The 11965-nt window shown below is 29.9% G+C and carries 14 protein-coding genes; 3 read left to right on the plus strand and 11 right to left on the minus strand.

Annotation, left to right across the window (positions count from 1 at the left end):
- Positions 1–113 precede the first annotated feature (113 nt).
- The 8 genes from guaB to RYK99_RS01895 all read right to left on the minus strand — a co-directional run bounded on the left by guaB (position 114) and on the right by RYK99_RS01895 (position 8023).
- Positions 114–1577, minus strand: a complete 1464-nt coding sequence (gene guaB, locus RYK99_RS01860; protein WP_314989618.1) for an IMP dehydrogenase — start codon at positions 1575–1577, stop codon at positions 114–116.
- Between the two features lie 17 nt (positions 1578–1594).
- A complete protein-coding gene (locus RYK99_RS01865; RefSeq protein WP_314989620.1) occupies positions 1595–2185 on the minus strand; it encodes a xanthine phosphoribosyltransferase in 591 nt (196 codons plus the stop codon).
- A gap of 108 nt (positions 2186–2293) precedes the next feature.
- The gene (gene hslO, locus RYK99_RS01870) at positions 2294–3169 is read right to left on the minus strand and encodes an Hsp33 family molecular chaperone HslO (RefSeq protein WP_314989622.1); all 876 of its coding nucleotides are present in this window, start codon (positions 3167–3169) and stop codon (positions 2294–2296) included.
- Positions 3170–3255: 86 nt separating this feature from the next.
- A complete protein-coding gene (locus tag RYK99_RS01875) occupies positions 3256–3801 on the minus strand; it encodes a TIGR00730 family Rossman fold protein (protein WP_314989624.1) in 546 nt (181 codons plus the stop codon).
- 33 nt (positions 3802–3834) lie between these two features.
- Entirely contained in the window at positions 3835–4608 is a 774-nt protein-coding gene (locus tag RYK99_RS01880) for a type III pantothenate kinase (RefSeq protein WP_314989626.1), read from the minus strand.
- 155 nt (positions 4609–4763) lie between these two features.
- Entirely contained in the window at positions 4764–5942 is a 1179-nt protein-coding gene (locus RYK99_RS01885) for an AraC family transcriptional regulator (RefSeq protein WP_314989628.1), read from the minus strand.
- A gap of 27 nt (positions 5943–5969) precedes the next feature.
- On the minus strand, positions 5970–6791 hold the full coding sequence (locus tag RYK99_RS01890) for an ABC transporter permease (RefSeq protein ID WP_314989630.1): 822 nt from the start codon (positions 6789–6791) through the stop codon (positions 5970–5972).
- Entirely contained in the window at positions 6791–8023 is a 1233-nt protein-coding gene (locus RYK99_RS01895) for an ABC transporter ATP-binding protein (RefSeq protein WP_314989632.1), read from the minus strand. The genes RYK99_RS01890 and RYK99_RS01895 overlap by 1 nt, the downstream gene beginning before the upstream one ends.
- Positions 8024–8527: 504 nt before the next feature.
- On the opposite strand from RYK99_RS01895, the gene RYK99_RS01900 reads away from it, so the two are divergent.
- On the plus strand, positions 8528–9094 hold the full coding sequence (locus RYK99_RS01900) for a 5-formyltetrahydrofolate cyclo-ligase (RefSeq protein WP_314989634.1): 567 nt from the start codon (positions 8528–8530) through the stop codon (positions 9092–9094).
- Positions 9069–9824 (plus strand): class I SAM-dependent methyltransferase, encoded by a 756-nt coding sequence (locus tag RYK99_RS01905; protein WP_314989636.1) that lies wholly within the window; start codon positions 9069–9071, stop codon positions 9822–9824. Before RYK99_RS01900 ends, RYK99_RS01905 begins: the two co-directional genes overlap by 26 nt.
- Before the next feature lie 17 nt (positions 9825–9841).
- On the opposite strand, the gene RYK99_RS01910 is transcribed toward RYK99_RS01905, so the two are convergent.
- The 3 genes from RYK99_RS01910 to RYK99_RS01920 form a co-directional block, all read right to left on the minus strand.
- Positions 9842–10108, minus strand: coding sequence for a UPF0223 family protein (locus tag RYK99_RS01910; protein ID WP_314989638.1), 267 nt, complete (start codon positions 10106–10108; stop codon positions 9842–9844).
- An 8-nt stretch (positions 10109–10116) separates the two neighbouring features.
- A complete protein-coding gene (locus RYK99_RS01915; RefSeq protein WP_314989639.1) occupies positions 10117–10791 on the minus strand; it encodes a response regulator transcription factor in 675 nt (224 codons plus the stop codon).
- A gap of 98 nt (positions 10792–10889) precedes the next feature.
- On the minus strand, positions 10890–11255 hold the full coding sequence (locus RYK99_RS01920; RefSeq protein WP_314989642.1) for a VanZ family protein: 366 nt from the start codon (positions 11253–11255) through the stop codon (positions 10890–10892).
- Positions 11256–11598: 343 nt separating this feature from the next.
- Here RYK99_RS01920 and RYK99_RS01925 point away from each other — a divergent pair, with 343 nt between their 5' ends.
- Positions 11599–11916, plus strand: a complete 318-nt coding sequence (locus RYK99_RS01925) for a DUF1904 family protein (protein WP_314989644.1) — start codon at positions 11599–11601, stop codon at positions 11914–11916.
- The last annotated feature ends 49 nt before the right edge of the window (positions 11917–11965 follow it).

Below are 11965 nucleotides of genomic sequence, written 5' to 3' on the forward strand. Positions count from 1 at the left end.
GCTGCCTAGATCTTATTTCCTATTTTTCTCCATGCCCCGAATTTGACAAAGAGCCCTAAAACAAAGCTAGGAACTTGAACTTCAAGCTCCTAGCTTCTTATTATCTATAATTATTATTTAGAATAGTTTGGACTTTCTTTTGTAATTTGAACATCGTGTGGGTGAGATTCGATTAATCCAGCACCTGTCATACGAACAAATTGTGAGTTTTCACGTAGAGCACGTAAGTCACGTGAACCAGTGTAACCCATACCTGCACGTAATCCACCAATGATTTGGTAAATTGTTTCAGAAACAGCACCTTTATAAGGTGTACGTCCTTCGATTCCTTCTGGAACTAATTTCTTACCATCTTCTTGGAAGTAACGGTCTTTAGATCCTTTTTCCATAGCAGAAATTGATCCCATTCCACGGTATGCTTTGAATGTTCTACCTTGGAAGATTTCTAATTCACCTGGAGATTCTTCACAACCTGCAAGCATAGAACCTAACATTACTGCGTGTCCTCCAGCTGCGATAGCTTTTACTACATCTCCAGTATATTTAATTCCACCATCAGCAATGATTGTTTTTCCTAATTCACGAGCTACTGTTGCACAGTCATAGATAGCAGTTATTTGTGGAACTCCTACCCCTGCAACTACACGTGTAGTACAGATTGATCCAGGACCAATACCAACTTTAACAACATCTGCTCCAGCTCCAAATAAATCACGAGCAGCTTCTCCAGTTGCTACGTTTCCAGCGATAATATCTAAATCAGGATAGTTAGTTCTTAATGTCTTAACTGCATCTAATACCCCTTTAGAGTGTCCGTGAGCAGTATCAACTACGATAGCGTCTACTCCAGCTTCTACTAAAGCATCAACACGATCAACTGTATCGTTAGTAATACCTACAGACGCGGCTACTAGAAGACGCCCTTTAGCATCTTTTGCTGAGTTAGGATATTTAGCTAATTTTTCAATATCTTTAATAGTGATCAATCCTGTTAATTTACCTGCTTCATCAGTTAAAATTAATTTTTCAATTTTGTGGCTACGTAAAATTACACTAGCTTCTTCCAGCGTAGTTTTCTCTGGCGCAGTAATAAGGTGTTCTTTAGTCATTACTTCGCTAATTTTAATATCAAAATCGGTTAAGAATCTCATATCACGGTTTGTGATAATTCCAACAACTTTCATATCATCTTCATTGTTTACAATCGGCACACCTGAAATTCTGTATTGTTGCATTAAGTTTTCCGCTTCATATACTAGACTATCTGGTGTAAGGAAGAAAGGATCTGTAATAACTCCACTTTCTGAACGTTTAACTTTTCTTACTTGTTCAGCTTGCTCTTCAATAGTCATATTTTTGTGAATAACACCGATTCCACCTTCACGAGCCATTGCTATTGCCATTTTATGTTCTGTCACTGTATCCATCGCAGCAGAAATAATTGGTACTGATAGTTTAATTTTCTCCGTTAAACTAACTTTTAAATCAACTTTTTTAGGTAAAATGTCACTTTTAGCTGGTACTAATAGCACATCATCAAATGTTAAACCTTCTTTTTGAAATTTATTTTCCCACATTTTATTTAAATCCTTTCTTATTTCTCATCATCAGCTTTATTAAATTTAACTTCATTATCCTCTAGAGAAGCAATTCTACATAAAGAACAAACATTGACATTCTTTTCGTCTAATAATTTTCTACCATCCTGGAAACTTTTCTCAACTAGTATTCCTACTCCTACTGTCTCTGCTCCAGCCTTATCTACTATTTCCATAAGACCTAGAGTAGCCTGTCCATTAGCAAGAAAATCATCAACAATAAGTACTTTGTCATCTTTATTAATAAATTTTTCTGAAACTACTATAGTTTTAGTTATATTTTTCGTGTAGCTATGAACCTCGGCAGTGTATACATCATTATTTTTTAATGTTGATGGTTTACTCTTTTTAGCGAAAACCATCGGCACTTTAAATAAGTTTGCTACCATAATCGCTGGCGCAATACCACTCGCCTCGATTGTCAAAATCTTCGTTATTTCTTCATTTTTAAAATACTCGTAAAAAGACTCTGCCATTTTCATCATTAAGCCAACATCGATTTGATGGTTTAAAAATGAATCAACTTTAAGGACATTATTATCATAAACTTTACCATCGGTAATAACCATTTCTCTTAGTAATTCCATAACTCCTCCTATATAAACTTTGAGTAATTTTATTTATGATACCAAACTTTTATTGAAAATTCAAGAGCCTAATGAAATGTTAATCATTAAGGCTCTTTATTCATAATATTATTTTAAATTGTCTAATAAGTCAGTAATTTCTTTTTGAGAAAAATGATATTTTTCTTTACAAAATGCACAGACTAACTCCGTAGTTTCTTGTTTAGCAATATCTTCTAACTCTTCTTTTCCTAATGTTACTAAAGCGTCAGCATAACGTTCTTTAGAACATGTACATTTAAATACTACATCATTTTTATGTAAGATACGATAGTTTTCTTCTCCACCGAAGATTATATTTGCAATCTCTTCAGGAGTTTTACCCTCATGAATTAAGGTAGAGATTGGTTTAATATTACTTATTGCTTGTTCTATCTTTGTTATCGTTTCATTTGTAGCATTTGGAAGTACTTGTAAAATAAATCCACCAGCTGCAATTACAGAATTATCAGTTTCTACCAATACCCCTAGTGAAACTGCAGAAGGAACCTGCTCACTAGCAGCGAAGTAATAATTGAAATCTTCTGCGATTTCTCCTGATACTATAGGTGAAGTAGTAGTATACTTTTCATTTAAACCTAAGTCACGTACTACCGTGATGTTTCCGCCACCAACTACTCCTTTCACATCAAGCTTACCTTGAGCATTACTTGGAATATGAACTTGCATATTTTTAGCATATGCTGTAGTTTCCCCTAACTCATTCGATGATGCATAAATAGTTCCTACAGGACCATCTCCACGAACGGCAACATCAATTCTATCTCCACTCTTAAGCATAGCCCCCATCATTGTAGTAACCGTAGCTGTACGACCTACTGCTGCTATTGCTGTTGGATAAGCATCATGTCTTTGTCTAATTTCTTCTACTAAATCTGTAGTTTTTGTTACAAAAAATCTAATTTCATCGTTAAAGGCTAATCCTCTAATCAAATAATCTTTCATTAAAATAAATTCCTTTCAATTCTAGAACTTCTTATTACGATGTACTATTATACATTTTATTTCCATTATTGTCTATTTATTTACGTTTATAAATTTTTATAGTCAGCTATGAATTGTTCCATTTCTTCTATATTATCTGTAAATAAAGTGTTTTTCCTATCTTCAATAGTTAAGAATCCTTCTTCTACCATCTTATCAAAATATTGTTCTAAAAAGTCATAATACCCATTAATATTCATTAAAATACAAGGAGCATCTTTTTTACCAACTCTCACCCATGAGATTACCTGTGATATTTCTTCTAGTGTTCCTGGTCCACCTGGTAAAGCAATAAACACATCACCAAGATCAACAAGTTTAGTTTTTCTCACCGACATATCATCGACAACAATCAGTTCATTAATATCATTGTGACTAATTTCTCTGTCTACTAAAAATTGTGGCATTATCCCTATGACTTCTCCACCGTTTTCTAAGACAGTATCGGCAATAGCTCCCATTAGACCTACTTTCCCACCACCATATACTAAAGTATGATTGTTTCTAGCAATCCACTTACCAAGTTCTATTGCATTTTCTTTATACAATTCACTTTTTCCATTATTTGCTCCACAAAAAACTGTAATTTTCATTGTAGTTATATCCTTTTCATAGTTCTTCAAATATTATTTGTTATTATTCATTTTGTACAATTCAATTATACCTTTTAAAGTTAATTCTTCGTCAACTATATCCACTACGTCACTGTACTTGGCTATAAATTTTGATAAGCCCCCAGTTAAAACTACTTTGTAATCTTTACCTAAGTCTTGTTGTAAATGCTTAACGATATTCTCAAACTGTCCTAGGAATCCGTAAAATAATCCTGCTTGCATTTGACTAGTAGTATCCATTCCTAAAGAGGTACTCACCGCTTCAAATTCCACCCTAGGTAATTTTGCTGCCCTTGAATATAATGCTTCCGCACTAATATTCATACCTGGACAAATAATACCTCCACGATAATTCATATCTTCATCTACACAATCAAATGTTGTAGCAGTACCAAAATCAACTACTATAGCTGGTAAATATCCACTAACTTTTGCTCCGACAATATCAACTACACGATCGGCACCTAATTTACTACTATATGGCTCAGGTACCTTTATACCTGTGTTAATATCAGCCGAAACAATAATCGGTTCTTTTTCAAAGTATTTCTTACTTAATAATTCTAATGCAAACATCATTTTTGGAACTACACTTGATATTACAACTCCATCAAAATCTTCAAACTTAATCCCTTTATCAATAAAGAAATTTCTAATAATAACATATAGTTCATCTTCTGTTTTAGTATTATCCGTTGCTATACGCCATGAATGAAGCATCTTATACTCACTACTAAATACTCCAAGTACGATGTTTGTATTTCCTACATCTAATGCAAAAATCATCTTTAATCTCCTATGATTTACTATTTTTAAGAATGATTATATTATACCACAATTGCATAAATGCAAATAGCAAAATACAAAATTAATGATATATATTATTTACATAACATATAAAAAAAGATTATTGACTATTTTAGCCAACAATCTTTTCTATATTATCTTTTAGATAATGACTCTCTATATTTAAGAGGTGTCATTTTCACTAGTGTTTTAAATATTCTAATGAAGTAACTAGTATCGAAGTAACCAATATAATCTGCAACTTCTGAAATTGAAAAATCAGTATTCGCTAATAAATAGCACGCGTTAGATATACGTTTATCGTGAATATAATCTACAATACTAATTCCCATATCTTTATTAAAGATAGAAGAAAGATAACTCTTATTAACACCTAGATAATCACTAACATTGTCTAAACTAATTTTTTCTGAGATTCGGTCATTGATGTAAGCAATACAATTTCGAACTACAGCTTGTTTATCTTTATATTTATTTCTATCAACTAACAGACAGTAACTTCTAATAACATCTTCTGATAAGTCATAGTTATCAAGTTTATTTTTAATTTTAACCCATAATTCTTCAATTCCTAAGAAATCATCATTGTGTTGTTCAAGAGCATAACGTAATAAATCATTCATATTATATGATTTTCTACGACGAACGTTAACACCTTGCTCAATGTGGCATTCTTCTACTCCGTGATTTCTACGACGTAAGTCAAAAAGCATATTAACACGAGAAATATTACCTTCTACTACGGCTTGTAAAATTTCATGTTTAAACTTAACTTCACTCTCTAGAATGCTATTTAAGTATGTATTTTTTCTAGATGATGTTCTTCTTACATTTTTCACACTAGAATCTTCAATTAAAACAATAGCATCTAAGAAGTCTACATTTTCATCTTCTACTAATAATTCTACTAAATAGTTGAATTTTTTTCTCGGTGTAATTGGTAATGAAAAATATACATCACAAATTAATTCACTGATACTTGCACCATATTTTGTTAATGACTCTTGGAATAATTTAGTTGGTATTAAATATTCTAAGAAAGGAGTAATTAGATAGAAATCATCTTCATTATCACTCGGAATAAATAAACATGAAATCCCTAATCCACTTTGGCATTTTACAAGCTTCCCTGCATGTAACCCCTCTTTAATCTTAGGAAGATTTCTCTTAATAAATCTACTAAAAATACTGCTTAATTGTTCTTCACCTAAGTCAAAACGTATTTCTTCATCTGTGTATTTATATGATAACACATCTCCATTTAAATCCAGAATATCCTTAATTCGCTCAATTTTCTTTAATGAACTTCTCATTTTACCTACCTCCTAACGATTTATACTCTAATCTATTGTGATATCACGTCTTGCATTAACAATGTATGAAATTACAAAGAATACAAAACTATATGCTACTAACATAATAATTAACACATTTGCATTGTCGAACTTAAACAATTCTTTTACAGTGTGACGACCTGCTTCACTTGAGTAATATGAGCTAAATAACGGCACGTCAAACATGTGATATTTTGCCCATGAGAATTTTGAAACTGCAAATATTGTTAATGATTGAATTAATCCAGTTCCTAAAAGTGATAGCATAACTAATACTAATGATAGAATTTGAGTTTTGAATACTACACAAACTAATACTACCATGGCTACAAAGAAGATATACACTGCTAAATCAGCTAAATTTGTTATAATTATTTGTTTAACAACTGTTCTTCCGAAGTATCCTTCTTCTATAGTGTCATTTAAATGATTTAACCCTATTTTATTTTTGAAGAATACATAATTTTTAGTCATGAAATCGAATACTGTTCCTACTACTAAGAAAATAATATAGTTGATAAACGCTAATACTATTTTGGCAGTAAGTATTGCAGAACGTGATTTTGGTCTTGTATATAAGAACTTAATAGTTCCTTTTGAGTATTCTTGAGATAAGTTGTTTGCTAACATAATTAGTGAGAATATCGTTGCTGTTGCCGCCGCGACCACTGTTATTCCACTAAGTATTTTTACCGCATCCACTCCATCTTCAAACTGTCTTTTAGCAATATAACTATTTAATAAAATAATTCCAAATGACAGTAAGAAATATAACCATGTAGTTTTCTTTTTATAATCTTTTATAAATTCATTTATTAATAATTTCATTATTTTCTCTCCCCTCCTGTGATTTGTAGGAATCGATCCTCTAATGATGTTGTTAATTCACGAATTGTATCTAATTCAACATTATTAGCTACTAGATATGTAATAATACGAGATTTTTCTTCACGACTTAGGTTTTCAAATACAAATCCATCTTTAATCAGCTCATATCTAACACCTAATTCTCTTACTAATCTTTCTGTTTTTTCCACATCGTGAGTTGAAATTAATGTTTTAATAACTTCATCTGCTACTAGGTTTTCTAATTTATCATCAGCGATAATTTTACCTTTTTCGATAACGATAACTCTATCAGAAACTTTTTCAATTTCATCTAATAAATGAGATGAAATTAATATCGATACACCTGTTGCAGCTATTTCTTTAAGTTTATTACGAAAATCTTGAACCCCTTGAGGATCTAATCCATTTACCGGTTCATCAAGGATAAGAACTTTAGGATCGTTTAGCAGTGCTTGAGCTAATCCTAAACGTTGACGCATACCTAAAGAATAAGTTTTAACTTTCTTTCTAATTACTTTACTTAAACCAACGAACTCTACTAGTTCTTTCATACGTGCTCTTGTTACTTTTTTACCACATACACGTGCAATTTGTTTTAAGTTAGCCCAACCCGACATATAATTATAAAATTCAGGTGTTTCAATCATCGCTCCAACTTCTTTAAGCATAGCAGTTCTTCCTAAACCTAAAGGTTTTTCAAAACAATAGACATCACCTTTTGATTTTTTAGTTAACCCTACCATCATTCTCATAATTGTAGTTTTACCACTTCCATTAGGCCCTAATAATCCGATAATCTCTCCTTCACGCATGTCGAATGTAATATCCTCAACAATTGTTTTTAATCCGATACGTTTTTTAAGCCCTAATACCTCTAATACTACAGGTTTTTCTTCAACTTTTTCTACTTTTTCTACTTTTTTCCCTACTAACGCTTCTTCTTTCTCTATTGCTTGCACTAGCTCATTTTTATCTAGTACAACTGTTTCGGCATACTCATCAGTTACTTCTTCTGTAACAGTTGGCATAATTACTGTTTCTTCAAGATTTTCTTGTTCATTATGAGTCTTTCTAGTATAAGTAGAAGAATTCTCTATATCAACTTGCTTTCTTATTTTTTCAAGCAGGTTTGAATAATCATCTGATTTTTTACTATTTTTTACCAATTCATCATTACTTAATAAATCTTTATTTTTTTCTGAATTTGTCATTATTTGTAGAAGATTCCTTTCTCATAAATTTTCTTTTATATTATATCATATTTATACTATTATTTCCATTAAATAATGAATAATTATTTTTTATTTTACTACTTTTATCTTGTAGATGCAGCAAATCATAATTTAAGATTTTTATATTTATAAAAATCCCATAATATTATGAAAATCTGAAACCCACCTACAGCAACATCTACAGTTTTTACATTCATTTATATTTTCTTAAAATCTTGATTATACTTGTACATACTTTAATATAAAAATTCTAAAAATTAATAGATAACTTGTATCTCCATATCATAATTTTATCTACCAATAAAATCCATATTTGTTTTTATAATAACTTTTTGAACACCTTTACCGTAAAAATTTTTATTACAGATATAATGTACTTTTTCTCATTTACATAATCATAAATACATCATTCAATTATTATACTATATCAAAATTATAATTGTATTTAGATTTATGATATAATATAACGTGAGGTGATACGTTATGAAAAAAACACTTAGAAAAAAATTTATATCCGAACGAAATAATTTATCAAGTACATATAGAAACTCATCTACTAATACAATCTTTGCAATATTAGAAAAGCAAGATTTCTTCAAATCCTCAGAAAAAATATTCATATACGTAGGATTTGGTAGCGAAATTTCAACTGAAATTTTTATAAAAAAATGGATAAATAAAAAACAAATCTTTGTTCCTAAAATAGAAAATGGCAAGATGAATTTAATTCATTTAAATTCATGGGATGAACTTACTCCTGGACATTTCGGAGTACTTGAACCAACTTCATCTGATTGCTATGAAGGAAAAATAGACTTAGTAATTACACCTTCTATCGTTTTCGATAAAAATGGATATCGACTTGGTTATGGTAAAGGATACTATGATAAATATTTTTCATCTAGAGAATATGGTATTAGTGCCGGTTTATCTTACCATAAACTACTACAAGATAATGTCCCTAAAGAAGATCACGATAAAAAAGTAGATGTAATCATAACCGAGGAGAAAACTTTTATAATCAATGAAAAATATAATAGTAACAACTAGTGTAAAAACAAACTTAGAACTTAACGAAAAAGCTCAACAACTCGCGGATGATTTAAGATTAAAATATATTATTAGGAACAAGAAAACAATAAAACAACTACTATCTTCAGTAGATGGTGTACTTGTAGTCTATAAAAACAAATTAAGCTACTTCGAAGATGATTCCGAACTCTTCTTTCATTTAGACACAACAGCTCTTAAGATAAAAAATTCAGATAACGAACCGTTAGTAGAAATAATCAAAGAAAAAGAACAAAGCATTCTTGATTGTACTATGGGCCTAGCTGGAGACAGTATATTACTAAGTTATTACGGACATAAAGTTATATCTTTAGAAAAAAATAACATCATTCACCTAATCACAACCAACGGTCTAAAAAACTATATTTCTCCTAATATAGAAATTAATCAAGCAATGCGTAATATTAAAACTTATAATGTTGATTGTCTAGATTATTTAAAAAATTGTCCTGATGATAGTTACGACATTATATACTTCGATCCTATGTTTTCTCATAACATTACAGAATCAAGAAATCTTGAAGGTATACTTCCCTTAGCCGACACTACTTTTCCTTACGAAGAATTTATAAAAGAAGCAAAAAGAGTCGCAAGAAAAAAAATAATAGTAAAAGCACATTTTAAAGATAACATCTTCGAAAAATTTAATTTTACTCAAATAATAAGAAAAAACACAAAATTTCATTACGGATATCTTGACCTAAAATAAAAACCAAAAATCAAGCATTAAAGCTTAATTTTTGGTTTTTCATTTTTCATTTCTTTTACTGCTAAATAACCATCAAAACCTGTAATTTCTTTAAAATCACGATACAATGAATTTTCTTCAGATTTTGCTCGAACTACACTTTTAAATTCTTTATATGCAGATTTAAACTCTATGAGTTCCACACCTGTCAAATAACATTCTTCAATTAAGTCTAAGAACTTAATAATTGTTGTTATTTCCTCAGTATTATATAGCGTATAATCTATCGGATAATTAAACTCCATATCCTTACCTACTCAAAAGTATATCCGACACCACGAACAGTTCTAAGGTTTTTGTCATAACCAATTTTTCGTAGTTCTTTTCTTAATCCTGAAATGTAAACCTCAATCGCATTAATAGTTGTTTCTGAATCAACACCCCATACACGATCAAAAATTTCTTCTTTCTCTAATACAATATTATTGTTTATAACAAAGAAAGATAACAATTCAAGATATTTTCCTTTAATAGATTCTAACGTTCCACCATTAGATGATACTAATTCGTTTTTAAGATCTAATACTAAATCTTTATATGTAATCTCATTTTCACCTTTTAGGTTACTTTCACGTTGAAGTAAGTTAGCCATAGTTGTTAGTAAAAGAGAAGCATCCGCTACACGTGGTAGATATTCCGTTACTCTATGCTTCATAACTCTTGCCTTTTCTTCAGTTGATTCAGCTATAGTGATTACAATTACTGGTATTTTCAGTTCTTTTTCTTCACGAATATAATCTAATAGATCTATTCCACCCATTCCGGGTAAGATACTATCCGTTATGATAAAATCATATACATTTTCATCAATATATTTTCGTCCATCTAGCCCATTATAACAAACATCCGCATCGAATTTTTCTGCGATTGCTGCTTTTAACGATGAAGCTAATAATTTATCATCTTCTACAATAAGCGCTTTAAGCATCAAAAACTCCTCCTTTTATTTTTTAACTTTTATTTCTCTAAGTAAATATTTTATAACTTTTCTAAAAAAAATACAACTAAAAACCACTATATTTTTCACTATTTTTTCATAATAAGAAAATACATAATACTAGATATCATTATCCCTACTAAAGCACCGCTACTGTCTATTAGTACATCTATGATATTACCATCTCTTCCAGCTACAAAAGTCTGATGAAATTCATCACTAGAAGCGTATACAACAGAAAATACAAAGCTCACTATTGCTGTTTTTCTATAATCTTTAAATTCATTACTTTTCACAAATAAATTTGATAGATAAGAAAATGAAAAAAATCCTAAAATCATATATTCACTAAAGTGACCTAATTTTCTTATGATTAAATCACTTGATATCTTCGAAGATTCCTCACCAACTTGATTGGAAAATAAAAATATCGAAATGCAAATTAAAATCAACATTATTAATGAAAAGTATTTCCTATATAAAAGTCTAATAAAAATTTCTCCTTAGTATTTAATTTAATATTTTTTTCCTACTTTATATCATACCACATCCCCTATCTTAATGATAACATTTGTAAGTAAAATAAGCAAAAAATTACTCTAATTTTTTTTTCTAATCAGCTAAAAAACATAATATTTTCATTAGATTACAGATATAGTAAAAGTTATCTTCATTTATTATAAATTAAAATTTAATTTCATATATACACAAAATTATTATTTAGATATATTTTTCACCAAAAATTTAATTTTATATGATATAATTAAAGAAAACGAATTCAAAAAATGGAGGTTTATTATGCCACGTATAGTTGCTAGAGGATTTAAAAAAGAAGATTTAAAAAAAGTTAGCACTGAACTTTTCGACACAATCTCAGAAATAATCGAAAGACCAAGAGAAGCATTCACATTAGATTTAATCGAGAGTGTTGCTATTCTTGATGGAGAAGAAATTAGCAGAGCTAATCTTGAAATCGGTTGGGTACACCGCCCTGTAGAAGTTTGTGAGAAAGTTACTACTGCTGTAAATGAACTTTTCAAACCATTAGGATATAAAACTGTAATGATTTCATTTAAAGATATCGATTTAGCATACGAGTTTGTATTCAAAAAATAACTATTAAAAAGGAGTAATCCGAAAATCAGAATTCATCAGAATCTGCTTT

This window comes from uncultured Gemella sp. (assembly GCF_963537375.1).
Taxonomy (GTDB): domain Bacteria; phylum Bacillota; class Bacilli; order Staphylococcales; family Gemellaceae; genus Gemella.